The 24842-nt window shown below is 36.3% G+C and carries 25 protein-coding genes; 5 read left to right on the top strand and 20 right to left on the bottom strand.

The window, feature by feature from the left end; all coding sequences use genetic code 11:
* Nucleotide 1 precedes the first annotated feature (1 nt).
* Together ACMAZA_RS05000 and ACMAZA_RS04995 are read right to left on the bottom strand one after the other, a co-directional pair.
* A complete protein-coding gene (locus ACMAZA_RS05000; RefSeq protein WP_435187539.1) occupies nt 2–1222 on the bottom strand; it encodes an amino acid ABC transporter permease in 1221 nt (406 codons plus the stop codon).
* A gap of 122 nt (nt 1223–1344) precedes the next feature.
* Nucleotides 1345–2352 (bottom strand): amino acid ABC transporter substrate-binding protein, encoded by a 1008-nt coding sequence (locus ACMAZA_RS04995; RefSeq protein ID WP_435187537.1) that lies wholly within the window; start codon nt 2350–2352, stop codon nt 1345–1347.
* Nucleotides 2353–2787: 435 nt separating this feature from the next.
* Between ACMAZA_RS04995 and ACMAZA_RS04990 the strand changes: the two genes are divergently transcribed.
* Entirely contained in the window at nt 2788–4662 is a 1875-nt protein-coding gene (locus ACMAZA_RS04990; protein WP_435190467.1) for an NAD+ synthase, read from the top strand.
* A gap of 5 nt (nt 4663–4667) precedes the next feature.
* Here ACMAZA_RS04990 and ACMAZA_RS04985 read toward each other — a convergent pair whose 3' ends face one another.
* The 6 genes from ACMAZA_RS04985 to ACMAZA_RS04960 all read right to left on the bottom strand — a co-directional run bounded on the left by ACMAZA_RS04985 (nt 4668) and on the right by ACMAZA_RS04960 (nt 11171).
* Nucleotides 4668–5960, bottom strand: a complete 1293-nt coding sequence (locus tag ACMAZA_RS04985) for an aminodeoxychorismate synthase component I (RefSeq protein ID WP_435187535.1) — start codon at nt 5958–5960, stop codon at nt 4668–4670.
* Nucleotides 5961–5963: 3 nt separating this feature from the next.
* Complete coding sequence (locus ACMAZA_RS04980) at nt 5964–6614, bottom strand: tetratricopeptide repeat protein (RefSeq protein WP_435187534.1); 651 nt, start codon at nt 6612–6614, stop codon at nt 5964–5966.
* Between the two features lie 46 nt (nt 6615–6660).
* Nucleotides 6661–7509 carry an OmpA family protein gene (locus ACMAZA_RS04975; protein WP_435187532.1) on the bottom strand — a complete coding sequence of 283 codons (849 nt, stop codon included), beginning with the start codon at nt 7507–7509 and terminating at the stop codon, nt 6661–6663.
* 11 nt (nt 7510–7520) lie between these two features.
* A complete protein-coding gene (gene tolB, locus ACMAZA_RS04970; RefSeq protein ID WP_435187530.1) occupies nt 7521–8798 on the bottom strand; it encodes a Tol-Pal system beta propeller repeat protein TolB in 1278 nt (425 codons plus the stop codon).
* Nucleotides 8795–8992 (bottom strand): Fe-S cluster assembly protein IscX, encoded by a 198-nt coding sequence (gene iscX / locus ACMAZA_RS04965; protein WP_435187528.1) that lies wholly within the window; start codon nt 8990–8992, stop codon nt 8795–8797. Before iscX ends, tolB begins: the two co-directional genes overlap by 4 nt.
* A gap of 73 nt (nt 8993–9065) precedes the next feature.
* A complete protein-coding gene (locus ACMAZA_RS04960; RefSeq protein ID WP_435187526.1) occupies nt 9066–11171 on the bottom strand; it encodes a RelA/SpoT family protein in 2106 nt (701 codons plus the stop codon).
* Between the two features lie 141 nt (nt 11172–11312).
* Here ACMAZA_RS04960 and ACMAZA_RS04955 point away from each other — a divergent pair, with 141 nt between their 5' ends.
* From ACMAZA_RS04955 to ssb, 3 genes are read left to right on the top strand one after another with little or no spacing between them, the layout of a single operon-like run.
* Nucleotides 11313–12083 carry an outer membrane protein assembly factor BamD gene (locus ACMAZA_RS04955; protein WP_435187524.1) on the top strand — a complete coding sequence of 257 codons (771 nt, stop codon included), beginning with the start codon at nt 11313–11315 and terminating at the stop codon, nt 12081–12083.
* 20 nt (nt 12084–12103) lie between these two features.
* Nucleotides 12104–13273, top strand: coding sequence for an MFS transporter (locus ACMAZA_RS04950; protein ID WP_435187522.1), 1170 nt, complete (start codon nt 12104–12106; stop codon nt 13271–13273).
* Between the two features lie 5 nt (nt 13274–13278).
* Nucleotides 13279–13746: a single-stranded DNA-binding protein gene (gene ssb / locus ACMAZA_RS04945; RefSeq protein ID WP_435187520.1), complete on the top strand. Its 468-nt coding sequence runs from the start codon at nt 13279–13281 to the stop codon at nt 13744–13746.
* A 14-nt stretch (nt 13747–13760) separates the two neighbouring features.
* Here ssb and acpS read toward each other — a convergent pair whose 3' ends face one another.
* The 8 genes from acpS to ACMAZA_RS04905 form a co-directional block, all read right to left on the bottom strand.
* A complete protein-coding gene (gene acpS / locus ACMAZA_RS04940; RefSeq protein WP_435187518.1) occupies nt 13761–14156 on the bottom strand; it encodes a holo-ACP synthase in 396 nt (131 codons plus the stop codon).
* Nucleotides 14153–14884, bottom strand: a complete 732-nt coding sequence (gene pdxJ / locus ACMAZA_RS04935) for a pyridoxine 5'-phosphate synthase (RefSeq protein WP_435187516.1) — start codon at nt 14882–14884, stop codon at nt 14153–14155. The genes acpS and pdxJ overlap by 4 nt, the downstream gene beginning before the upstream one ends.
* A gap of 8 nt (nt 14885–14892) precedes the next feature.
* Nucleotides 14893–15576 carry a DNA repair protein RecO gene (gene recO, locus ACMAZA_RS04930; protein WP_435187515.1) on the bottom strand — a complete coding sequence of 228 codons (684 nt, stop codon included), beginning with the start codon at nt 15574–15576 and terminating at the stop codon, nt 14893–14895.
* Nucleotides 15569–16453 (bottom strand): GTPase Era, encoded by an 885-nt coding sequence (era, locus tag ACMAZA_RS04925; protein WP_435187514.1) that lies wholly within the window; start codon nt 16451–16453, stop codon nt 15569–15571. The genes recO and era overlap by 8 nt, the downstream gene beginning before the upstream one ends.
* On the bottom strand, nt 16453–17115 hold the full coding sequence (gene rnc, locus ACMAZA_RS04920) for a ribonuclease III (RefSeq protein WP_435187512.1): 663 nt from the start codon (nt 17113–17115) through the stop codon (nt 16453–16455). The genes era and rnc overlap by 1 nt, the downstream gene beginning before the upstream one ends.
* Before the next feature lie 3 nt (nt 17116–17118).
* Entirely contained in the window at nt 17119–17913 is a 795-nt protein-coding gene (locus tag ACMAZA_RS04915; RefSeq protein WP_435187511.1) for a thymidylate synthase, read from the bottom strand.
* Nucleotides 17910–18698 carry a prolipoprotein diacylglyceryl transferase gene (gene lgt / locus ACMAZA_RS04910; RefSeq protein WP_435187509.1) on the bottom strand — a complete coding sequence of 263 codons (789 nt, stop codon included), beginning with the start codon at nt 18696–18698 and terminating at the stop codon, nt 17910–17912. Before lgt ends, ACMAZA_RS04915 begins: the two co-directional genes overlap by 4 nt.
* A 113-nt stretch (nt 18699–18811) precedes the next feature.
* A complete protein-coding gene (locus ACMAZA_RS04905) occupies nt 18812–19288 on the bottom strand; it encodes a DUF1643 domain-containing protein (protein ID WP_435187507.1) in 477 nt (158 codons plus the stop codon).
* Between the two features lie 62 nt (nt 19289–19350).
* Here ACMAZA_RS04905 and ACMAZA_RS04900 point away from each other — a divergent pair, with 62 nt between their 5' ends.
* Nucleotides 19351–20334, top strand: a complete 984-nt coding sequence (locus ACMAZA_RS04900) for a D-cysteine desulfhydrase family protein (RefSeq protein ID WP_435187505.1) — start codon at nt 19351–19353, stop codon at nt 20332–20334.
* A gap of 9 nt (nt 20335–20343) precedes the next feature.
* Here the strand turns inward: ACMAZA_RS04900 and ACMAZA_RS04895 are convergent, their stop codons facing one another.
* The 4 genes from ACMAZA_RS04895 to ACMAZA_RS04880 form a co-directional block, all read right to left on the bottom strand.
* Entirely contained in the window at nt 20344–21840 is a 1497-nt protein-coding gene (locus tag ACMAZA_RS04895; protein ID WP_435187503.1) for an ABC transporter permease, read from the bottom strand.
* Complete coding sequence (locus ACMAZA_RS04890) at nt 21833–22897, bottom strand: quaternary amine ABC transporter ATP-binding protein (protein WP_435187501.1); 1065 nt, start codon at nt 22895–22897, stop codon at nt 21833–21835. Before ACMAZA_RS04890 ends, ACMAZA_RS04895 begins: the two co-directional genes overlap by 8 nt.
* Nucleotides 22898–22965: 68 nt before the next feature.
* Nucleotides 22966–23928 carry an ABC transporter substrate-binding protein gene (locus ACMAZA_RS04885; protein ID WP_435187499.1) on the bottom strand — a complete coding sequence of 321 codons (963 nt, stop codon included), beginning with the start codon at nt 23926–23928 and terminating at the stop codon, nt 22966–22968.
* 155 nt (nt 23929–24083) lie between these two features.
* Nucleotides 24084–24836 (bottom strand): alpha/beta fold hydrolase, encoded by a 753-nt coding sequence (locus tag ACMAZA_RS04880; RefSeq protein WP_435187497.1) that lies wholly within the window; start codon nt 24834–24836, stop codon nt 24084–24086.
* Nucleotides 24837–24842: the final 6 nt, after the last annotated feature.

Raw genomic sequence — 24842 nt, 5'->3', positions numbered from 1 at the left:
GTTATCTTCCCTGGATGGCCATTTTATTATTTACATAGTTTAGTAACAAGGATATAAAGAGTGATATCACAAGATAAACTAACATAGCCATTGCTAAAATTTCAACAGCCTGACCAACTTGATTAAGAACTGTCCCTCCAAATGCACTCATTAGCTCTGGATAACCTATAGCGGTAGCTAGGGATGAGTTCTTTGTTAAATTGAGATACTGATTAATTGTTGGAGGTATTGCCACTCTAAGGGCTTGCGGCAGAATAATTAACTTTAGTGATTGCGTTGGTGTAAGTCCAATTGCAGCTGCGGCCTCTTTTTGACCCTTGTCTACTGCCTCAATGCCTGATCTAATTGCTTCTGCAATATAAGTTGCAGTGTAAACGCTTAGGGCAAAGGTTAATGCCAAGAATTCTGGGACAACATTCATCCCTCCTCTTAGGTTAAATTTTCCTAGGACTGCGATATCAAACTGAAGTGGAGATCCTAAAACTAGAAAAATGATAATTGGGAGCCCAAGAATCAGAGCAACTGAGAACGGCCAAGTGCTAGTATGAATCCCAGTCAACTCATGCTTCTTTTTGTAATGTTGTTTAACAAAATAAGAAGCGATTATGCCTACTAACAAAGAAAGTGCAACCAGCAAGAAGCCGTCTTCAGGGATAGGCTTTGGTAGATAAAGTCCTCTTTGATTAAGGAACATTATGTCAAAGAAAGCAAAACTCTGTTTAGGGTGAGGAAAAAGATTAATAAATAAGTTGTACCAAAAAAGAATTTGAAGAAGTATAGGTACATTTCTAAAAAGTTCTATATATCCACCTGCAAGCTTTGCAACAAGATAATTATTTGATAGTCTAGCAATACCAATGAAGAGGCCGATAAGGGTAGACAAAATAATGCCAACAAATGCCACAACAAGGGTATTTATCAGTCCGACATAAAAAACGCTAAAATTGGAGGATTCAGGGGTGTAGTCAACAACATAGTTGCCTAGAAATGGCAGAATATCAAATCCAGCTCTATTTTTAAGGAACGTGAAGCCCGTATTAATTCCTCTCTCTTCAATATTCTGAAAGAGATTTCCAATAGCGGTATAGAAAAGCCCTACTACTAGGACAAAGGTAACAATTTGGAAGAAAAATGCTCTTGCTTCATTGTTATAAAGCATGTCACGAAAGTTTAACCCTCTGTGTTGAGATTTACCTAAAGAGTCGAGGATAATTTTTTTCATAAAGATATAAAAATACTAATCAACTTATTTTACTAAAAATGAGCTTTTGAGAATAAAAAAAAGTATAAAAAAAACCAGCCTGCTTTAAGGCAGGCTGGTTTATGATCTAACAAGATAATTGCTTATCTAAATGGAGGTGAGTATAAGATACCACCGTCAGTCCATAGTGCATTAACACCACGAGCAATACCAATTGGAGTATTGATACCAATATTACGCTCAAAGCTTTCAGAATAGTTACCTACTTGCTTAACGATTTGGTAAGTCCAATCTGGAGTCAGACCAACATACTCATGAGTACTGCCAGAACGACCCATTAAGCGCTCACGCTCAGGGTTGTTAGTAACTTCGTCAACAGTCGCACTAGTCACACCAAGCTCTTCAGCAGTAATCATAGCATTAAGAGACCATCTTACGATGTTGAACCATTGGTCGTCACCTTGACGAACAACAGGACCTAAAGGCTCTTTAGAAATAATTTCTGGAAGTACTACGTGCTCAGAAGGATCTGATGCAGCAGCACGCATTGAATATAGACCAGAAGCATCAGTTGTTAATACATCACAACGTCCAGCGTCATAGTTAGTTAGAGTTTGAGCATTTGTGTCAGAAACAACTGAGTTGTATTCGATACCATTTGCTTTACCCCAATCCGCTAGGTTTAATTCAGTAGTTGTACCTGCTTGAATACATACAGCAGCACCACTTAATTCCATAGCACTTGATACACCAAGTGAAGACTTAACCATAAATCCTTGACCATCGTAGTAGTTAACACCAGCGAAGTTCAATCCTAAAGAGGCATCACGAGTAATTGTCCAAGTAGTATTTCTTGACAACATATCGATCTCACCAGATTGAAGCGCAGTAAATCTTTCTTTAGCTGTTAAAGGTACAAATTTAACCTTTTGTGCGTCGCCAAGCGTTGCAGCTGCAACAGCACGACATACGTCAACGTCTACACCAGTCCAAGTACCAGAAGAATCAGCAGATGAAAATCCTGCAAGACCTTTAGATACGCCACAAGAAACGTAGCCTTTTGCTTGAACGTCGCCTAAAGTAGAAGCCTGGACACTAAGAGCGCCAACAACTAACAATGAAGCAGCAGACAATTTTAATAATTGTTTCATATATATCTCCTTAATGAGTTTCAAAGTATAACAATCCTTCACAATTGAATGAGGATTACAGAAATTTTATCACTAGTTCAATAAAGAATACTAATTAATTTATAAAAAATAATTTAAATCAATTCAACCTTCTCAGAATAACTTATCCTAACAATACAATATATTTCGGGTATTTACTCTAACCTTAGTTGAATTAAATTCAACTTACTGTTTTTTAAATATAGATTAATGTTAGGAATTAAAGTTACGAATAACAAGATCAAAATACAATAGTTTAAAAATTCTAATAATTGTTTTTATTGTTTTAAATCAATAAGTTAAATAGCTTATAGTTATTTATTACATGTATTTATTTCTTTTAAAATCGTAATATTTAGTTATTTTTTACCTGTAGTGGTATAAAATAACTAATATTGAGTTTAATTAATGAAGTCTATGTATATAAAAACAACTGAATACCTAGCTATGGTGCGAAATAAAACTGGTTTTTCTGATTATAAGATCTCTAAAGAGTATGAGATCAATCAGTCAAATCTCAGTAAATATAGCTCTGGTAAGGCTGCATTGAGTGAAACTCATGCCTGGCTCTTTGCGAATATACTTGACATTGACCCTGCTGAAATCGTTGCCAATACCAAATTAGAGCATGCAATTTCTTCGGGAAATAATTCGAAGGCGAAATTTTGGCAAGAACAGCTAGATAAAATATTTTCCGAATCCTTGCCAATTAAAATACAAATCGCCCAAATTAACCCTATTGTTGGAGATATAAAATCTAATGCGAAAAAAATTATTGCATTGTCTATCGAGGCTAGTGAAAATGGTGCGCATCTTGTTGTTTTTCCAGAGCTTGCATTAACTGGCTACCCTCCAGAGGATCTTTTGTTGAGAAATGGGTTTATTGATCAAGTCAAAAATGAAATCAATATTTTATGTGAATTGATTCCCTCTAATATTTTTGTTCTTTTTGGTGCGCCTAGCCAACTTGATAAAAATTTATATAACAGTGCTTATTTAATTTATGATAATAAAATTCAAAACATTTATAACAAGCAAGAACTTCCAAACTATGGCGTATTTGATGAAAAGAGATATTTCACTTCTGGTAAAGAATCTTTTTCTTTTGAATGTCAAAATACTAGGGTTGGGGTGCTAATTTGTGAGGACCAATGGGTTGAAGGCCCTATCAATCAAGTTTGTCAGGGAAATGTTGATATGGTCATTTCTCTTAATGCATCGCCCTTTCAGCTTAATAAGCAATCTGCAAGAATGTCTATTTGCCAAAAATATGCTCTTAAATTTGGTATTTCATTTATTTACATTAATATGGTTGGTGGTCAAGACGAGGTAGTCTTTGATGGAAACTCATTTGCTGTAGATAAACAAGGTGAATTGATTTTTGAAATGCCTGCTTTTGAAGAGATTTCCATGTCTTATAGTGATTCTAGCCTAAAGCCAGTCGTTACAACTGATGAGTCCTCTATCTATTCAGCTTTAGTATTAGCCACAAGGGACTATATTAATAAAAATTCTTTTAGTGGCGCCTTAATAGGGCTATCTGGTGGTATCGATTCAGCCTTAACTCTTGCCATAGCTGTTGACGCAATTGGTGCAGAGAATGTGCATGCCGTAATGATGCCATATCAATATACATCTGAAATTAGCTTGACTGATGCTGAGATGCAAGCGAGAACTCAAGGTGTCCATTTTTCAAGTATCGATATCCATAAGATGGTTGATTCTTTTAATGCTTCTCTGTCTGATGTATTTGAAAATAATTCTATTGATACGACTGAAGAGAATATTCAGTCAAGGGTCAGAGGGACTTTACTCATGGCTCTTTCCAATAAACATCATAAAATTGTTCTTGCAACTGGAAATAAGTCTGAAATGGCTGTGGGATATGCCACACTTTATGGAGACATGTGTGGCGGCTTTGCTCCTCTCAAAGATATTTCTAAGACTATGGTTTATAAACTTTCTAGGTATCGCAATACTTTGTCAGAGGTAATCCCATCACGAGTTATTACCAGGCCACCTTCCGCTGAACTTGCTCCTGATCAGGTTGATCAAGACTCTCTTCCTCCTTATGACATACTGGATGATATTTTAAAAAGATTTGTTGAGGAAAAACAGTCTGTTGATTCAATTATTTCACAGGGGCATACTTCAGAGGACGTTAATAAAATAACCTCTTTGATCCTTAAGAATGAATATAAAAGGCGCCAGTCAGCTCCTGGCCCTAAGGTTAGTAGTAATGCCTTTGGGAGAGAAAGACGATATCCTATGACCTCAAAGTTCAAGCCTTAAATAGCCTATTCTTGAAAAACTTTTATGAGTCCTTGGGCTTTATGCCTTGTCTCTGCCAGCTCATTTTCTGGATCAGAGTCATAGACAATACCCGCTCCTGCCCTAAATGAAAGGGTTTTGTCTTGCTGAATAAAGCTTCTAATGAGGATGTTGAAGTCCATTTTTCCATTGTTGCTTATATAGCCTACTGAGCCTGTGTATGCCTCTCTTGGCATTTGCTCAAGCTCACTGATTATTTCCATACACCTGACTTTGGGGCATCCTGTTATTGTTCCGCCTGGGAATAAAGCCTTAACAATTCCTTTAATACCAATGCCATCTCGAAGGTTACCCTTTATATTTGATACAATATGGTGCACATAAGGGTAAGTCTCTAATGTCATGATTTCATTAACATATACACTACCATATTCGCATACCCTTCCCATGTCGTTTCTTTCAAGGTCTAGAAGCATGACGTGCTCTGCAATTTCTTTAGGATGGCTAATTAAATTTTCCTTTTGAGTTTTGTCAGAATCCCCTATTCCTCGTGGATGTGTTCCTGCAATTGGCCTAGTTTCTAGGACGCGATCATTTAGACTAAAAAGCCTCTCTGGAGATGATGAGATAATGCTGAAATCATCGAATTGGATAAGCGCTGAAAATGGTGCTGGATTAGCTTTTTTAAGTTTGCTATAAATAATGGAAGAATCAAGGTTTGAGTCAAGGTAATAACTCCATTTTCTTGATAAATTCACCTGAAATACATCTCCAGCAAAAATATAGTCCAGGCTACTTTTAACTCCTTCGATAAACTTCTCTTCTTTTTCTTCTTGAATCTTGCCCTTAATAGGCTGACTTGGTGCGCTTTCCAGTGTATTAATGTCATTTAATATTTGATTGATACGAGATTGGTCATCTTCCTCGTCATATAGGAAAGTCTTTCCAAGTTTATGGTCAGTATAAATTACTGTGGGCACTCTAACAGCATAGGCAATTGGCAGATTAGAATTATGATTTATAGGTGCCAATATTGGTTCAATTTGACCAATCAATTCATAAGAAAGATAAATAAACCAACCACCAGTAAAAGGAAGCTCTGGGTTGATATTGTTTTGAATAGAAAGATTATTGAGCTTACTTAGGAAATCAAAGTCCGAAAGATTATTTAAAACTACTTTTTCTCCTGGAAAGGCAAACAATAAAGAGTATCTGTTATTATCGTTATGATTAACGCTTTCTAACAAAAATGGGTATCTGTCTTTATTCTTATAACAAAAAGAAGCCAAGTCAACTTTTTGTATCTCATGAACTATCACTTTTTAAAGGTTTTGAAGCAATGCAGAAGCTTTACTTGATAGAGGATGGTCTGGATATTCAGTAATCATTTCATTTAATAATAGTTTTGCCTGATCACTCTCATCTAGCTTCATGAGAACTTTAGACAACTCGTAGAGAGAGTCAGCAAACTTGGGGTGATCTTGACCCATTGATTGATATTCTAGATAAGAGGCTTTAGAATCTAAAAAAGATTCACTATAAAAATATGCCCTTCCAAGCCAGAGCATTGTGTCTGTTTCGCTCAAAGAGCTTGGGGAGGTTTTAAGGTGATCTAAAAAAAGTTCAATCGATTTTTCATAATTTCCAAGGACAAAGGCATTTTTACCATCACTAAAGAATTTAGAAGATTTGGTGCCTTGCTCTGTTGAATTTGATTGAACTGATTTTGTATTTCCAGATTGATTTATTTCAATCATTTGAAGTAGTTCAGTAATTTTTTCTGAGTTTAATCTTTGATTTTCTCTTAATAGCTCAATATCGTCTTTTAACGAAAGAATTTCATTATTAAGCGATTTAACTTCTTGATTAATCTTAAGAATTGCCAAATCAAGATTTAACCCTTCATTGGCAATTACATTAAAGCTAAATAAAAGTGGTAATAAAAAAGTATATCTAGAAAATATCTTTATCATTAGGCGACACAAAAAATAAGTTATAAAGCAGCCTAAAGCCTATTGTCTAGTAATAGACGAATTCTACTCTTCTATTTTTTTCCCAGGCTTCTTCATTACTTCCAGTGAGAATAGGTTGTTCTTCTCCATAGCTCACTACGATGATTCTGTCGTCAAGGTTGTATAGACCCAGTACTTCTTTAACACTTAGAGCACGATTTTCACCAAGAGCTAAATTATATTCCCTAGTTCCTCTTTCATCAGCATGCCCTTCTAAGCGAAGGTTGACTGATGGATTGCTTTGCATGAAGTTCGCATGTTGGATAATAATTCTTGTTGCAACTTCATCAATTTCAGTGTCATCATAAGCAAAATAGAGTGTAAATGAATCGGCATTATTACCAAACTCACTAATTGCAGCTTCTGTTGCAGCGGCGTTTTCAACCAAGGCTTCTATAAGCTCATCTCTGTTAGCTAGGTTACCATCAGCATCAAGAACTATCTCTTCACTAAGTCCTTTAGCAACCGCAACTTCAATTAGTTCATCATCAGACATTGATTCAAGTTCGTCGGATTTACTCTCAAGAAGAGCCGCACTTTCTACTATAGCATTGATAATTTGATCCCTATTTAGAAGATTTCCGTCTTCATCAAGTAAGATGAGGTCTTCAAGCCCTTTTTCCTGAGCAATTGCTATGAGTTCATCATTAGATAGCGCCTCTAGCTCATCGATGGTAAAGCCTCCAGTTTGATCCATTGCAACCAAGGTTTCCTCTCCACCAAGGACCGCTTCTTCTGTTGCAGCATCTGAAGGATTGATTAAGTCTAGAAATTTATCTCCAAGTTCAGAAATGTTTGTTGTTGCACAAGAACTGAGAAAAATTACACTCGACAATAATAGAATTTTTTTTGACATTTTTGATTTCCTTAATTTGAATAGTTTGACCAGCTTGGCTCTCTAACTTCACCTTCTTTTTGCATCAATTCTACAACTTGATTGTTATGCAGTGAAATTATAGACAAAATTCCTTTGTTATCTCTGTTAGTTGAGTAAATAATCATACCACCATTTGGAGAAAAATAGGGTGACTCATCAGATTTATTTTGAGTCATTACAGTTAGATCTCTTGATGCAATATCTAAAAGAGCAAGTCGATAGTCTTTTCCAACGCGATGGATTAATGCTAGATCTTTTCCATCTGGAGAGAAAACTGGTTTTGCGTTATACCTCCCTTCAAAAGTGGCTCTAGAAATTTTACCTGACTTTAAGTCTTTAATATAAACCTGAACCTGGCCCGTTCTGTTTGATGTGAATGCTATTTTATTTCCATCAGGAGAAAAACTGGCTTCTGTGTCGATTGAAATATTCTTAGTTAATCTTTCTAATTTTTTTGATTGAAAGTCATAAAGATAAATATCTTTATTGCCTTGCTTAGAGATTGTTAAAGCAATACTTTCTCCACTAGGATGCCATGTTGGAGAAGAGGCAATTCCATCAAATTTTGGTAATTTGATTGGAACAGTTTTCATAAATGGCGTCATTACAAAAACCTCTGATCTATTATTCTTAAATGACACATAAGCTAATTTTTGTTGGTCTTTTGACCATGCAGGAGATAGAATTGGGTTTGAAGATCTAACAACTGTTTGAGGGTTGAATCCATCAGAGTCAGAAATTTGAAGTTTATATGTTCTTCCACCAGAACTATTATCTGATACTGTTACATAAGAGAGTCTGGTGTCAAACGACCCTTTTTGCCCAAGAAGTACATAGTAAATCTTATCACTTAAGAAATGTGCTATTCTTCTAAATCCACTGTTATGAACTCTGATTTTCTTTTGATAGAGGCTTTTTTCTGAAAACACATCGTAGATATAGATGTAAACATTGTAGACGTTAGAGCTAACCTGCTCAATTTTTCCAAAAACAACAGCATCTTTTTTATGCTCTTGCCAAAAATTAAAGTCAATTTGATTCGTTATAAGGGCTTCAGTACTTAAAGCATTGAATTGACCAGAGCGATTTAGGTTATTTCTGATAATCTTTGCTATATCTACATCATTTGAACCTCCTACTACTTCAAAGGGGGCTATGACAATTGGAAATGCAGCCTCACGTGTTTTAATAATATTAACCTCGAGAAGCGCATGAGCTGAATAGGCAATAAAAACAGAGAGAAGTATCGATAATTTAATTAATTTCATTCTACCTCTTCAATCCAGTTCATTTGAATTGCCTCAAGAACCCTTTCTCCACATTTACTATCACCTTCTTCGAATTCATCAAGTTGCATCACCATGTTTCTTAAGTCAACAAAGTTGATAGTCTTTGGGTCTATGTCAGGGTACTTGTCAGATAGATTGATTGCTATTTCTAAAGAGTCGGTCCAACAAATCATTATCAAAATAGGACAGTTATTTTAATGGTCTAATTTTAATCAATTAAGTGGCTTGAATTAAACATTTTTTCAATTAAAGTCTTCCAGCTGATATTACATGTGGAAGGTTGTTTAACTTGTCTAGAACATTATTTAATTCAATGATATTTGTCACAGCAACGACTATATGAAAAAGTCTTGATGAATCTGGCCTACTCTGTTGTTCAATGTTTTCAATATTGACTCCAAGGTTAGCTACAGTATTTGCTATTGCAGCCAATCTTCCACTTCGATTTTCGACTAAACAACTAATTCCTACCTCAAATTGCTCATTTTCATCAGAATGCCAATCAACCTCCATCCATTGAGCATTTTTTTCCTTTATGTGCTCTAGCTGAGTGCAATTAGATCGATGAAGTACTAAGCCTCTCATAGAGGTCAAAACACCAGTAACTTCGTCTCCAGGAATAGGGTAACAGCAGTGAGCAAAATTAATTGCCATGCCTTTAGTTTGGCCAATAGTCAAAGTATTGACTGTTTCATTATTGATGTCTTGTAATAACTTATTCACAACTACGGCAACAAAAATCTCCGATAATCCAACTTTGATATACAAATCCTGAAAATCAGCACAATTAAGCTCTTTAAAGCATTTATTCCATTTATCTAAAGGAACATCATTAATTTTTATTTTTTGAAATTTGAGAGCATCTGATATTAAAAGCTTTCCTAGTCTTGCTAGTTCAACCTTAGAGTTGTCTTTTAAGTGGGCTTTAATGGCAGTTTTAGCTTTAGAAGTCACTACAATGTCAAGCCATCCAGGCTTAGGTTTTACAAATCTACCAGTTATAATTTCAACAGTTTGACCTGACTTGAGACGTGTTGAAAGTTCTGATTCATTCCCATTAATTGTTGCTTTTTGAGCTTTTTTACCAATATTTGTATGGACTGCATAAGCAAAATCGAGCACTGTTGATCTGAGAGGGAGTTGAATAATTTTCCCAGCCGGAGTAAAAACAAAGACCTCATCTGAGAATAAGTCTGACTTTGTACTCTCTAAAAAGTCAATTGAAGTATCTGTATTCTGCTGAATATCTAGCAACGAACCCATCCAGTTTCTAGCAAGTTTTTTAGATGGCTTATCAGTATTTTTGTAATGCCAGTGAGCTGCAATACCATATTCTGAAATAAAGTCCATTTCTTGGGATCTAATTTGAACCTCAATAAACATATTTCTTGGCCCAATTAAAACAGTATGAAGTGATTGATATCCATTAGGTTTTGGTGCAGAAATGTAATCTTTGAACTTAAGAGGTATTGGTTTATATAAGCTATGAATATGGCCTAAAGCTTGATAACATGCATTGGTATTCTCAACAACTACTCTGAATGCATGCATATCGAGAACTTCAGAAAACTTACGTGATTTGATTTTCATTTTGTTATAGATGCTTGAAGGTTGTTTTTGCCTTCCTTCTACCGTTGCAGCGATCTGTTCAAACTTTAATCTATTTTCTATTTCAGTTTTGATAAGGTTTATTGTTTTCTTTTGGTTTCCATACTGCTTTTTTATTTTTCTTTCAATCACTAAATGCTTTCTTGGGTGAAGTGTTTTAAAGCATAAATCATCAAGCTCTACACCAATGCTATGAAGCCCTAATCTTCTAGCAATTGGCGCATGAAGCTCAGAAGTTTCCTTGGCCTTAAGAAATTTTTTCTCTTCGCTCATTGAGTCGATAGTTCTCATATTGTGCAGCCTATCAGCAAGTTTTATGATCATGACTCTCATGTCTTTTGACATGGCAAGAATGAGTTTTTGAAAATTTTCAGCTTGTTTCTGAGAGCTAGAGGTAAATTCAAGGTTTGTAAGCTTTGATACACCTTCAACTATATGAGCAACCTGTTCTCCAAATTGATTTTTAACATCATCTTTTGTGACTGAAGTATCTTCTATACAATCATGAAGAATTGCTGCAACAATACATAAATAGTCAAGCTTTAGATCGGCAATTATTAAGGCAACTGATAGCGGATGACTGATATAGGGTTCACCTGATTTTCTGAATTGACCAGAATGCGCTTTTTCGGCAATCTTGTGGGCTTTTTTAACCAATTCAATCTCTTCATTAGACATGTATTCTTCTAAAACACTGCAAAGATAGGATATTTGAGACTTAATTTGAAATAAGTTTGTTGCCATTAATGTTTTTAGTCATTTTTTTAAAAAATATTTATAATTATATAATCATGCTGATGCTACCTTTAAGTTCTTTATATAAAGGTTTCCAGACAAAGTGCACGATAGTATAATTTGCTTACTAGTTATAAATCAGAACTTAAAATGAAATTTAGATTATTCTTTGCATTTTCTTTAGTATGTTTTTTGTCAGGCTGTTCAGTTTTTGGGGGCAACAAAGATACTAAAAATCTAGTTGCCGATGGCTTAACACCAAAAGAACTTTACGAGCAAGCTGAAGATAAGGTTGATGCAGGATCAATTGAGCAAGCAATTGATCAGTATGAAATGATTTTATCTTCCTATCCTGGATCAAAGTATGCAATTCAAGCCAGACTTGATATAGCATTCAATCTTCTTAAGCAAAAAAAATACAATCGATCAATAACTACACTTAATCAATTTATTAATAAATATCCTGATATTCCTGCTACACCCTATGCCTACTATCTAAGAGGTGTTGCTGCAGAAAAAAAATCAAGCTCAATCCTTGATAAACTAATAACTGATAGTGCACAAAGAGACGTCGAAAGTGTCAGAGATGCATATGGGTATTTTGTTGAACTGATAGAGACTTTCCCTAACTCAAAGTATGCTGAGGACGCTAAATTAAAGTTAGCAGTCTTAAGAAATACACTTGCCAGACATGAATTTTATGTTGCTCTATACTATACTGATATAAACTCTAATGTTGCAGCCATTAATCGCTGCAAATATATCATTGAAAATTATCCAAATAGTGCGCCAATACCAGATGCGCTCCATCTTATGGCGTTCAACTACAACCTAATTAATGCTAATGATCTAGCAACTGATGCTATGGAGATATTAAACTCGAGTTATCCAAACTACTCTCCTAGCTACTCTCTTAAATAGACAGTTTAAGCATTTAATCTATGAATTCTGTAGAGAGAATTTTTGCTTTAAAGGTATCCCTAGTCATGTCAGTTAGAATGCTGGGGTTGTTTATGCTGTTCCCTGTCATGAGCGTTTATGCAGTTGAATATGACAATGCTTCAGCTCTGCTAATAGGCATGGCAATTGGTATTTATGGATTAACTCAAGCGCTTTTACAAATTCCTTTTGGCTATCTTTCTGACCGATTTGGTAGAAAACCAATTTTAATCATCGGTATTGCAATCTTTTTTTTAGGGAGTGTTCTGGCAGCGAACACCTCAAATTTAATCATTGTTGTTTTAGGAAGAGCACTTCAAGGAGGAGGAGCAATATCTGCAGTTTTAATGGCATTTCTTGCTGATTCGGTACATGAAGAAAATAGAGCGAAGGCAAATGCTTTTGTTGGTTTTCAGATAGGAGTAGCTTTTATGCTTTCTTTATTGATTGGGCCAATAATAAGCTCTAGGGTTGGCCTTGAAGGCGTTTTTTGGACAATTGCTCTTTTGTCTTTATTAGCAATGTTAATTGTGATTTCTCTTGAACACTCAAAACCTATTGCCTACTACAAACTTTCTTTTAAGTCTCTTAAAGAGTCTTTAACAAAAGAATTAATTACATTAGATGTAAGTATTTTTAGCCTTCATTTAATTCTTGCAGCTGGATTTATTGTCATGCCAATTTTGATAGTAGAAAATCAGATTGTAAGCATGATTGATAACTGGCGCCTCTATCTCCCAGCTATTTTTTTATCTTTTTTAGGAATGATTCCACTAATTGTAGTTTCAGAAAAATTTAATAAAACAAAATACATTTTATTGCTTTGCATTCTCTTATTGATTGTGAGTCAATTTGTTTTTTTTAATGCCTCATTAAACTTTCAAATATTTCTAATTACACTAACAATTTTTTTTACTGCATTTAATTCAATTGAAGCCCTTTTGCCCTCACTTTTATCTAGAACAGCAGATGCTGAAAAGAGAGGATTAGCTATGGGTGTTTTCTCCACATCTCAATTTTTAGGGACTTTTTTTGGAGGGGCAATTGGGGGATTGATTTACGACATTTACGATCTAAATAGTGTATTCTTATTTACAATATTTGTTGCATTCATCTGGTTGGTATTGATACTCTTAGTGCCACTGAAAACTATAACATTAAAGGAGAGATAATTACAATGGCAGGGATAAATAAAGTAATTTTGGTAGGAAATTTAGGCGCTAAACCAGAAATTAAATATGCATCAAATGGAAACGCTATTAGTAATTTATCCGTTGCAACAAGTGAATCTTGGACTGACAAAAGCACAGGTCAAAAACAGGAGAGAACTGAATGGCATAGAGTTAGTCTATTTGGTAAAGTAGCTGAAATTGCTGGACAGTATCTAGATAAAGGCTCTAAGGTCTATGTAGAAGGCAAGCTTCAAACACGAAAATGGCAAGATCAGAATGGTCAAGATCGCTATACAACTGAGGTTGTCATTAGTGGCTATAGTGGAACTCTGCAAATGTTAGATCGTCGTGATGATATGAATTCAAATGCTGTTTCTCAGCAAGCACAGCCCCAAGCTCAAAATTCAAATCAGCCGGCCCCGGCAATTACACCCGTTGCTTCAGATGAGTTCGAGGATGATATCCCCTTCTAACTGAATTAAAAAGATTATTCTTTAGTAATATCTTCAGTTTCTAGAACAACAAAAGCTACTGCATTTGAGCTCTCATCAGAGATACTTAAATGTCCTTGCTTAATTCCCTTTTCCTGGAGATATAATCTTAGCTTTTCACTTGGCATAAAGTAAGGCTTGCCATTTTCATTGTTCCTTACCGTCAAGTCCTGAAAGCTTACAACTCTTCCAATACCAGTTCCCAAAGCTTTAGAAAATGCCTCTTTGGCCGCAAACCTCTTGGCACAGAAAGCTGCACTATCAGCTTTGTTTGCAAATAGAGCTCTCTCATGCTCAGTTAAAACTCGATTGATAAAACCTTCCCTATTTTTTTTTAGGATTTTTTGAACCCTTTCGATGCTTACTATATCTGTACCAATACCATAAATCACAAGTTTCTTGCCTCTTGGAGGAGTTTTTTCATTTCTGACGTCGCATTTGCGAGACCAACAAATAAAGATCTCGCAATGATTGAGTGCCCAATATTAAGCTCAACCATCGTATCAATAGAAGCAATTGCTTGTGTATTTTCCAAGGTTAATCCATGACCAGCATTCACCTGTAATCCCAGGCTATGTGCATACTCACTTGCCTCGATAATCCTTTTAAGCTCAGCATCTATCTGTTCATTATTAGAAGCATTTGCATAGTGCCCAGTGTGAATTTCGATGATTGGTGCGCCGCTCTCAACACTGGCATCAATTTGATCCTTGTCAGCATCAATAAATAAAGAGGTTTTAATATTGTTTGAGCTAAGTTCAGCACACACTTCTTTCATTCTGGATAGCTGTGAGACAACGTCTAACCCCCCTTCTGTAGTCAGTTCTTGTCTTTTTTCTGGAACAAGGCAGCAGTCCTCAGGTGATATATTAGAAGCTATTTTGAGCATTTCAGCTGTAGCCGCCATTTCAAGATTCATTTTTGTTGTGAGTGAATGCTTTAAAGCCTCAACATCATAGTCCTGAATATGTCGTCTATCTTCTCGCAAGTGAAGCGTGATGCTGTCAGCACCTGAATCTTCACAAATTCTAGCTGCGTCTATTAAGCTTGGATATTTGGTACCCCTGGCTTGTCTTAGCGTAGCTATATGGTCAATATTTACACCTAAAAATATACTCATAAATATTCCTATTTAACAAAAAATAACTCTTTACTTTTGAGTGGCTTGTCTCCAAGGAGTGATTTTAGTCTTTTTCGATTCATTTTTTTTAAAATAGTTAACTGAATTGGATCAGTAATTATTTCCTGTTTTGAAAGGCTGACAAGAGCTTTTCCTGAAACCGCCCCATTACTGTTTTTATTAAAGCCTTGATGCTCAATAAATTCATACTGCAGATCTTCTTTTATGCGCTCATCATTGATATCAAAACTAAAATCTAAACCATATCCCAAATCTTCCAGCATTTGGTTTTCAAAGTTTCGAAGCGCGTATTCTTTTTCGCTGGAATCTAAAGCATTCAGATTTGCTAAGAAAGCCCAGTATGAATTAAAAGTCTCTGGATACTCATCGTTTTCTGGAAGAAGTCTAAGAATGAGTTCGTTTGCATACATTGCTAAAATTAAGTCATCCCCAAGTAATCGCCTTGGCTGGTCATCTACTTCCCATTGTGAAAGGCTTTTTAGCTCACCCTTCCCTTTGAATGAGATACTTAGGCATTGGAACATTTGTAATGATGTTTTACTTTTCCTTGCGCCTCTAGCAATGAGCCTCAATCTTCCAGAGTCTTTAGTAAAAAAGTCCAGTAACAGGGAGCTTCCCTGGTACATCCTGCGATGAATCAAAAAAGCTTGAGTATTGTCAACTCTAGTCATAGCCTAGAGACACTAAAGCTCTCTTGTCATCAGACCATCCTTGCCTGACTTTGACCCATAGCTCTAAAAAAACTTTTGCCTCTAAAAATCCCTCGATTGTACGCCTTGATTCCTGGCCAATTTTCTTGAGCATTTCTCCATTTTGACCAATAACAATGCTTTTTTGAGACGCCTTGTCAACAAAAATGCGCGCAGCAATTCTGTAAAGCTTACCATCAAGCTCAAACTTTTCAATTTCAACGGTGATATCGTATGGCAACTCATTAGATAAATTTCTCATGAGTTTTTCTCGGATAAATTCAGAGATGACAAACTTTTGAGATCTGTCTGTTATGTAATCTTCGTCATAAATTGCCTCTTGCTGGGGCAAATATTGGAGTATTAGACCTCTCAACTTTTTGATATCTTGTCGATCAAAAGCTGACAGTGGAAAGACTTCATTCGCTTTAAATTTCTCACCTAAAGATTCAAGAAAAGGGAGGATTTTTTCGACTGAACTAGCCTTATCTATCTTATTAATGCACAATAAAACTGGAATATTTACCTTGCTGAGATGCTCTAAAACTCTTGCATCCTCTTTAGTCCATTTAAAGACTTCAACAATCCAAATAATTATATCAACCTCACCAAAGCTTGAGCTAGCCGCCCTATTCATATAAGAATTAATAGCTTTGTTGTTTCCAATGTGGATTCCGGGTGTATCTACAAAGACCATTTGATAGGATTCTTGAGTATCAATTGCATTGATACGATGTCTGGTTGTTTGAGGACGATGTGAGGTAATGGACAGTTTCTGACCAATTAATTCATTTACGAGTGTTGATTTTCCAACGTTTGGACGACCTACAACTGCAATAGAGCCAGATTGAAAATTCATTAGCTTTTGATCTCTTCTAAAATTGACTGAGCACAAGCCTGCTCTGCTCTCTTAATGCTTTTTGCATTTTTCTCTACCATGATTTTTAGTTCTTCAATGTGACAGCTGACATAGAAGACAGCATTATGATCTTTGCCCTTAGTTTGCAATAGTTCGTATTTTGGCAGAGAGTGGCCTTTTTTTTGAAGTAACTCCTGAAGCTGAGTTTTAAAATCCTTAAGCGAGTCTTCTGATTTAGCCTCATTTAAAAGATCACTAAACAGAAATAAAGTAACCTTTTTAACGGTCAAATAATCGGAATCTAAAAAAATCGCCCCTAAGATCGCCTCAAATGTATCAGCCAAGATTGATTCACGTCTAAATCCGCCACTTTTAAGCTCGCCATGGCCAAGTCTAAGGTTTTCAGCAATATTTAGTTTTTTAGCTAAATTTGCCAAGGTGTTACCTCTAACTAAATGAGATCGAAGCCTTGATAATTGCCCTTCATCGATGTTTGCATGCCGGGAGTATAGCTCTTCAGAGATGATAGAACCTAAAACGCTATCACCTAGAAACTCAAGTCGCTCATTGTTACTTTTGCTAACGCTTCGATGCGTTAGCGCTTTTTTAAGTAAATCAATGTCACTAAATTGATAAGAGAGATTTTTTTGAAGTTTGTCCATTAATTAAACTGCAACTGGAGCTTTGATAGGGTCATCATGTACATAGTCAATTAACTCAAAATCATCATATGTGTAGTCAAAAATACTCTTGGGTTTTCTCTTAATTGATAGAGTTGGGAGTTTTTTTGGTGTCCTTGTAAGCTGCGTATCAACCTGTGTAAAGTGGTTAGTATAAATATGACAATCACCGCCACTCCAAACAAAATCACCAACACCCAAATTACATTGCTGAGCAATCATGTGAGTGAGAAGCGCATAAGATGCAATATTAAAGGGCACACCTAGGAAGATATCGGCACTTCTCTGATATAGCTGACAGGAAAGTTTGCCATCAGCAACATAAAACTGAAAAAGTGCATGACAAGGCTGAAGAGCCATACTTCCAAGCTCACCAACATTCCAGCTTGACACAATAATTCGCCTCGAGTCTGGAGCGTTGTTGATGAGATTAATGGCCTGCTTAATTTGGTCAATTTCATCACCATCAGCATTTTTCCACTTTCTCCACTGAGCACCATAAACTGGCCCTAAATCACCATTTTTATCAGCCCATTCATTCCAAATATTTACCTTATTTTCAGTGAGATATTTAATATTAGTATCTCCTTTTAAAAACCAAAGAAGTTCATGAATAACAGAGGGAACATGCACCCTCTTCGTTGTAACGATTGGAAAACCTTCTGAAAGCTTAAAGCGCATTTGGTGACCAAAAATACTTTTGGTGCCAGTGCCAGTTCTGTCCGTTTTTTCTGACCCGTTATCTTTAACAAGCTTTAAAAAATCTAGATATTGCCTCATGTTTTTCCTTCTAATCGATAAGATTTAAATAAAAAATAAATTCCAACGATAACCATTGGAAGACTCAGCAGCTGTCCCATAGTGAGCCAATCAAATGCAAGGTATCCAATATGAGAGTCCGGAGCCCTGACAAATTCAATTATAAATCTAAAAGCGCCATAAAAAATTAGGAATAACGAGGATATTGCCATGAGTGGTCGCTTTCTATTGCTAAAGATCCATAATATAAAAAATAATACCAAACCCTCCAAGAAAGCCTCATACAGCTGAGTTGGGAAGCGTTTTTCCCAAAACCCACTCTGATCGGGCGCGAATACGCCCCACGAACTCTCAGTAACCCTTCCCCAGAGCTCACCATTAATATAATTACCTATCCTTCCAAACCCTAGACCTAGAGGAATCAGAGGAGCTATAAAATCTGTAGTCTGAAAGAAACTAAACTGATGCTTCTTATTAAAAGCCATCATGGCTATTAAAACACCTAGAAATCCTCCATGAAATGACATTCCACCATTCTGAAAATTGAAAAAAGTGAATGGATTGGATATAAAGATTGACCAGTTATAAAACAGTAAATACCCAAACCTGCCTCCCAGAACTGCTCCTAAGGCGCCATAAAAAATAAGGTCATCGACATGCTTGATATTCCATAAAGATTCTGACTTAATTCGATATCTTGCAAGCAAGTATGCCGAGAGAAAAGCTAAAAGATACATCACTCCATACCAATACACTTTAACAAAACCTAAGTCAGCTATTACTGGGTCAATAACAATGTATTTCATAGATTAAAGATTGACACTAATTTTAAGTTGATAAATCAGTTGTTTAAGGATTAATAAATTATATGCATTATTAATAAATTAATGTGCCTAACTCTATAGATATAGATAATTAATCAAATACTATAAGGTTTTGGTTTGATGTCTTTTTTTTGATAGAGCGAATGTGCTGGTTTCCCGGTTTTATTAACTTTAAGGCACATTGGATTAGAAATTATTTCTAGCACCTCTTGATCCCTATTGTAAAGACCTCCATCATTACCCCATGCTGCTATAGTCATTGAGGCTTCTTTGTGAGCATCAACAATAAACTGATTATTGTCCCTGCCTACTGGATGCTTTGAATTTTTTAAATCTTTTGGCAGAGTTGCCCTAAAAGCAAATAAATTGACCATGATCAAACCCCCAAATCCCCACCTAGATGAGTAGAAGAGGCATCTTCTAATTGTTGGGTCGTCATGTGTCTCATCTGCCGTTGAAGGATTTAAACCAATAAATAAAATTATTTTTTGATTGATATTCCATGTTCTTGATAGAGAATATCTGTATTTCCGACAGGGTGAGAAAACGGCACTTTTTATAATATTTTTCATTTATTAAAAAGTTTAACTATAAAATCAATTTAAAAAATAGTTATTCCAAAGAATCTCTTAATATGATTGAAAATTTTCAAAGACTAAGCCTAGGGCACTTCCCCACTCCCATTGAGCATTTAAAGAGTATTTCTGCCTTTCTAGGCGGGCCTCAGATATATATCAAAAGAGATGACTGTACTGGCCTGGCAACTGGTGGCAATAAGACAAGAAAACTTGAATTTATCCTTGCTGATGCTCTTGATAAGAATGCTGATCTTGTTGTGACCGTTGGAGCAATTCAGTCAAACCATGCTAGACAAACAGCGGCTGCATGCGCAAAGCTAGGTCTCAGGTGTCTTATAATCCTTGAACACAGGCTAAAAGGCGCTCCAGAAATTTATAACAACTCTGGAAATGTCTTCTTAAATAAAGTTTTTGGATCAGAGATGATTATGTGCCCAAAGGATAGAGTTGTCGAAGACTATGCAGATGAAATTATTGAAGAAAGAAGGCAAAGTGGCGAAAACCCTTATTTTATTCCAGTAGGTGGAAGCAATCATCTTGGAGAGCTTGGCTATATTGAATGCTTCCGAGAAATTACTAAGGATCAAAACTCAGAGTCTTTTAGTCACATCATATTGGCAACCGGAAGTGGCGGAACTCATGCTGGTCTAATTGCAGGTAAAACAATTTTTAAAAGCGATATAAAGGTAATTGGAGTAAGCATTAAAGGTACTAAAAAAGAGCAAGAAGAGAAAGTCTTTCAATTAGCTATTAATTCTCTCGAATACGTCAGGGGTCCTTCCCCTTCTAAAGAGGATGTTATTATCATAGATGACTTCGTTGGGCCTGGGTACGCAGAGCCTACGGACGGCATGAGAAAAGCGCTCAGTTTGATGGCAACCAAAGAAGGAATATTATTGGACCCTGTATACTCTGGCAAAGCTTTCGATGGACTGATTGGATTAATCAAGTCAAACTTCTTTAAGCCTTCTGACAAGGTTCTGTTTCTTCATACTGGAGGATCTGCCGCGATTCCTGCATTTGAATGGGCTTTTGAATAAGAAATTAACTTAGTCCTTTTTCTTTCCTTGTATCACTCTATCAAGTATTAAAGCGCAAAATAAGATTGCAATCCCAGCCAGGATTCCTTGGCCAACATTAGCGTACTGAAGAGCTTCTAAGACATCCTGGCCTAAACCTTTGGCGCCAATTAGTGAAGCAACTACGACCATCGCAAGGCTCAGCATTACGGTTTGATTGACTCCTGCGAGAATAGTAGGCATCGCTAAAGGCAAGTCAACCTTGGTTAGTAAATACCATTTAGAGGCGCCATAAGCAATTGCAGCCTCCCTAATTGACTCGGGAACTCCTTTCAATCCGAGTACTGTAAGTCTTACAACTGGAGTCCCTCCAAAGATCATCGTAATAATGACTGCAGATACCTTTCCAGTTCCAAAAAAAGCAATCACTGGAATCATAAATACAAACGCAGGCATTGTTTGCATAAAGTCCATAATAGGTCTAATAAAAGCATAAAACCTCGGTCTTGTAGAGCAATAGATTCCCAGTGGTATTCCTATGGATATGCTAAGGATTGCTGCTGTACCTAAAAGAGCCAGTGTGGTCATAGCTTTAATCCAGAAGCCTAAAAAACCCATATAGGCTAAAAATGATAGAGAGTAAAGTGCTGCTCGAGGTCCAGCCGAAAGCCCTGTCATCAAAACAATTGCACTTATTACCACAATCCAAGGAGTTGTAACAAAGAGCATTTCTAGAGAGTCAAGAACTGAGCGAATACCAACAGTTATTGCACTAAAGAGGACATCGCCCTTGATAACTGCATAATCAAAAGTCCTTTCAACTCCATCAATGGATGCAAGCCTGATATCGGGATGTGTTGGAAAGTCAGCAAACATTTGAATGAGTGTGGGGAAGCTATAGTGAATAGCTGAAAAAACAATAATAATAAGGGCAAAAGAGATACTCAATAAATAATTCTTAAACTGCATTCCAGGACTAATTAATTTATTAGACAGCCACTCAGAGAACCGTTTTTCTAAAATTGAATTAGCAAGTATGCCCTGAGCAAACCTAATCAATAGAAACAATACAATACCACTTATTGCAATCCAAACACCAGAGGCTTCAATAGCCTGTGCTTCCTGCAAATACCCGTCAATAGAGTCTTCAAGAGACTTAATAGTTCTCTTAAACATTTCAACTTTGTCTGAGTTCTTTTCAATTGCTGCTTGAAGCTGCTTTTCACGAAAATCTATTGTTGATTGGATCTTTTCTATTTTGATGTAGGCCTCTGCACTAATATTGCCAAAGAAACCTCGAACTATTTGAACGATAGCAAATGTTTCAATAATGAGAAATGCAAGAGCCCAGTTCCAGATATTTCTAATGCCAAACCAGATAGAACCAAACAAGAACGCAAAAAGATTAAAAGATATGACAAACTTAGAGTTATTATTTATTTTCTCAAATTCATGGATATAGTAATCATGACTTGTCTTTACAAAGCTTTTAATTTGATCAGAATTGATATATTTGTCTTTATTCATCTTGACCCTCAACTATGGATACAAGAAGGTCTTTTTGGGTAACCACGCCCAACTCATTACCTTTTTTATTGCAAATGACTATAGGCTTATTGCTAGATACGGAATGCTCTATGAGACTACTTAAGTCATCATTCTCATTCATCCTTACAGCGTCAGATGGAATCTCACCGTTGTCATTAGTGAACTCACCAATTGACTTCATAATTGATTTTGCTTTAACAACCTCCAGCCTTGAGATGCCTTTAACGAAGTCAGCAACATAATCATCCTCAGGGTTCATAACTATCTCTTCAGGAGTTCCAACCTGAATAACCATGCCATCTCTCATAATGGCTATTCGGTGACCTACCTTTACAGCCTCATCTAAATCATGAGTAATAAATACCGTTGTCTTCTTTAGTTGTTTTGATAATTTGATGAACTCTTTTTGGAGTTGCCTTCTTATCAGTGGATCAAGCGCACTAAAGGGCTCGTCCATCAACAAGATTTCTGGATCCGCGGCAAGAGCTCTTGCCAAGCCAACGCGCTGCTGCATTCCTCCAGATAGCTCATGTGCATACTTATTTCCCCAGCCCTGCAACTCAACAATATTTAATATTTCGTTAGCCTTGCCGTATCTATTGTTTTTATTGATACCCCTAATTTCAAGTGGCATAGCGATATTATCTATCACGGACCTATGAGGCATCAATGCAAAGTTCTGGAAAACCATACCTATCTTTTTGTTTCTGAAATCTTGAAGGTCTTGTTTTTCAAGCGCCATTACATCTTGTCCATCAATGAGAATCTTTCCCATAGTTGGCTCTAAGAGTCTGTTGATATGCCTTACAAGGGTTGATTTTCCACTTCCAGAAAGACCCATAACACAGAAAATTTCACCAGGATTAATGTCAAATGAAACGTCAGAAACACCAATTACTGAATTGTATTTTTCTAAAGCTTCTTGCTTTGTCACAAGCTTGTTTTTAATAGCATCTAGTGCTTCTTTAGAGGTATTTCCAAAGATCTTTGAAACGTTTTGAATCTGTATAGAGCTACCTGAATTTTCTGTAGACATGGTAATTTAATTATTTGAAAAAAAACCGGCGCCTAAAAAAACGCCGGTTCTAGGTTGTACTAGTTAGATTATAGTCCTAACCAGCCATCAACTGTTTCTTCATTCTGAGACATCCAGTCTCTAGCTACTTCAGCAGGATCTCTTTGATTAACTGATACTTCATAAGCTAACCAAGATACGTCGTCTGACGTCAACTGAAAATTGTTAAAGAATTCAACAATTGCTGGTGACTTGCCCTCAAGTGAAGTGCCCCATCCAATCTGAATATTCTTTAATGCGTCTTTAGATGCAACATAAGATTTCTCGTACCAGTCAGCGTCTTCTGAAGGTTGAATCATCTTATATGCAGCTGGGTCATGAGTTGGTTCAGTTAGCATTACAACATCAGCCATACCCCAAATTGCGTGTGGCTTATAGCAATAGAACGCATAACCTTCACCTTTTTTGATAGAGTCAAGTACACGAGCATTCTTCACAGCTTCAGCAGCTCTAATTGGCTCAATACCCGCATCTAACAACTTATAGTCTCTAACCTTTACTTCATTTACATTTGCTGATGCCCATCCATCTGCACCAATCCAAAATTCACCTTTTCCGTTACCATCACTATCCATAGCGGCCACTACTTCAGGACGTCCAAGATCAAAAATTGATGTAATATTCATTTCGTTAGCAAAAGCTTGAGAAACGCAGTAACCTTGGTTACCCTCATAGCTCTTGTCACTGAGCTTTAAAGTTCCTTTAGGAACTAGATCATTTGTATAGGCTTGTTGATTGGGAAGCCAAATATCTGGATGGACTTCAATCTCACCTTTACTTCTGTCAATTGCTCCATAGATGGCGGTATTGTTACCAGGGACTAGGTCAACCTCACCACCCATTTTGTCAGTAATAACAGCAGAAAGTAGATTTGCAATTGCTGTTGCACCTGTCCAACCCGGATCACCAATATTAACTTTTTCAGCATAGGTTGTCATTGAGGCAGAAAGAGCAACAACAGCTGCAATAGCTGTTTTTTTCATTATTTTCATTATTTTCTCCTTTGATAAACGTAATTTTTCAACCTGAGCATCATAAAATTTTGCAGATTGAAGACATCGAGTATACATCAATTAATATATATGTTTCAACACTATTTGTACATTAAAAATCGAATGTAATTCAAAATGGAACTTATCTCAGGAAATTACTCCAAAAGAAACTTTCTAATAGCATTATTGACTAGTTGAGGTTTTTCCATATGAGCATTATGAGCGCAACCCTCAATGATCTCTAGTCTTGAATTTTTAATTCCCTTATAAAGAATATCTTGCTGATTTTTATCATAAGAGCGATCTCTGTTGGACCAGAGTATCAGTGTTGATGGTTTTATATCTTTTAACTGCTCTCTCCCATCCCAGCAGTCCCACGCATCAAGGCTAGCAAGGGCAGCCTGTGTTGTGGCTTTGGCAGCTTCCTCCAGACATAGCTGATATCCATCACCTATCTGGTGATCAATGAACCAAGTTTTCGCTATGTTTTCACGCGTTTTTTTTATACCTATAGTTCTGATTTTAGTTCTGGATTCTTCTATAGTTTCAAACCTATTTGGTAATACGCCAATGGATCCTGTACCAAGACAGATTAACTTTTCAACTCTATTAGTGCTCATTGCTGCCATTTCTTGAACAATCATGCCGCCCATAGAATGACCAAGCAAATAAAAAGTATCAATATTTAAATGATCAAGGAGATCAAATACTTGCTCAGCATTTTCCCTAATTGTTGAAGGGGCAGTCATTTCAGCGCTCTCTCCATAACCTGCCAGAGAAGGCATAATTAATTCAAAATTACTATTTAAGTCCTCTTGAAAACGCCACATGTGTTGTCCTCCAAGATAGCCATGAACTAAAACAAATGGCTTGCCTTTTCCTATTTTTTTATAAGATAAATATTTCATAAGCTT

Source organism: Pseudothioglobus sp. nBUS_23 (assembly GCF_051201565.1).
Classification (GTDB): domain Bacteria; phylum Pseudomonadota; class Gammaproteobacteria; order PS1; family Pseudothioglobaceae; genus Pseudothioglobus.
This window is presented reverse-complemented; position numbering and strand designations above follow the sequence as displayed.

Coding starts and splice junctions, on each gene's coding strand:
- pdxJ (WP_435187516.1), bottom strand. CDS start 14,884: ATGAGTATATTTTTAGGTGTAAATATTGACCATATAGCTACGCTAAGA.
- ACMAZA_RS04905 (WP_435187507.1), bottom strand. CDS start 19,288: ATGAAAAATATTATAAAAAGTGCCGTTTTCTCACCCTGTCGGAAATAC.
- recO (WP_435187515.1), bottom strand. CDS start 15,576: ATGACTAGAGTTGACAATACTCAAGCTTTTTTGATTCATCGCAGGATG.
- ACMAZA_RS04895 (WP_435187503.1), bottom strand. CDS start 21,840: ATGAATAAAGACAAATATATCAATTCTGATCAAATTAAAAGCTTTGTA.
- ACMAZA_RS04900 (WP_435187505.1), top strand. CDS start 19,351: ATGATTGAAAATTTTCAAAGACTAAGCCTAGGGCACTTCCCCACTCCC.
- ACMAZA_RS05000 (WP_435187539.1), bottom strand. CDS start 1,222: ATGAAAAAAATTATCCTCGACTCTTTAGGTAAATCTCAACACAGAGGG.
- ACMAZA_RS04990 (WP_435190467.1), top strand. CDS start 2,788: ATGTATATAAAAACAACTGAATACCTAGCTATGGTGCGAAATAAAACT.
- iscX (WP_435187528.1), bottom strand. CDS start 8,992: ATGATTTGTTGGACCGACTCTTTAGAAATAGCAATCAATCTATCTGAC.
- ACMAZA_RS04995 (WP_435187537.1), bottom strand. CDS start 2,352: ATGAAACAATTATTAAAATTGTCTGCTGCTTCATTGTTAGTTGTTGGC.
- lgt (WP_435187509.1), bottom strand. CDS start 18,698: ATGAAATACATTGTTATTGACCCAGTAATAGCTGACTTAGGTTTTGTT.
- ACMAZA_RS04955 (WP_435187524.1), top strand. CDS start 11,313: ATGAAATTTAGATTATTCTTTGCATTTTCTTTAGTATGTTTTTTGTCA.
- tolB (WP_435187530.1), bottom strand. CDS start 8,798: ATGAAATTAATTAAATTATCGATACTTCTCTCTGTTTTTATTGCCTAT.
- ACMAZA_RS04980 (WP_435187534.1), bottom strand. CDS start 6,614: ATGATAAAGATATTTTCTAGATATACTTTTTTATTACCACTTTTATTT.
- ACMAZA_RS04950 (WP_435187522.1), top strand. CDS start 12,104: ATGAATTCTGTAGAGAGAATTTTTGCTTTAAAGGTATCCCTAGTCATG.
- ACMAZA_RS04880 (WP_435187497.1), bottom strand. CDS start 24,836: ATGAAATATTTATCTTATAAAAAAATAGGAAAAGGCAAGCCATTTGTT.
- ssb (WP_435187520.1), top strand. CDS start 13,279: ATGGCAGGGATAAATAAAGTAATTTTGGTAGGAAATTTAGGCGCTAAA.
- ACMAZA_RS04960 (WP_435187526.1), bottom strand. CDS start 11,171: ATGGCAACAAACTTATTTCAAATTAAGTCTCAAATATCCTATCTTTGC.
- rnc (WP_435187512.1), bottom strand. CDS start 17,115: ATGGACAAACTTCAAAAAAATCTCTCTTATCAATTTAGTGACATTGAT.
- era (WP_435187514.1), bottom strand. CDS start 16,453: ATGAATTTTCAATCTGGCTCTATTGCAGTTGTAGGTCGTCCAAACGTT.
- ACMAZA_RS04885 (WP_435187499.1), bottom strand. CDS start 23,928: ATGAAAATAATGAAAAAAACAGCTATTGCAGCTGTTGTTGCTCTTTCT.
- ACMAZA_RS04975 (WP_435187532.1), bottom strand. CDS start 7,509: ATGTCAAAAAAAATTCTATTATTGTCGAGTGTAATTTTTCTCAGTTCT.
- ACMAZA_RS04890 (WP_435187501.1), bottom strand. CDS start 22,897: ATGTCTACAGAAAATTCAGGTAGCTCTATACAGATTCAAAACGTTTCA.
- ACMAZA_RS04915 (WP_435187511.1), bottom strand. CDS start 17,913: ATGAGGCAATATCTAGATTTTTTAAAGCTTGTTAAAGATAACGGGTCA.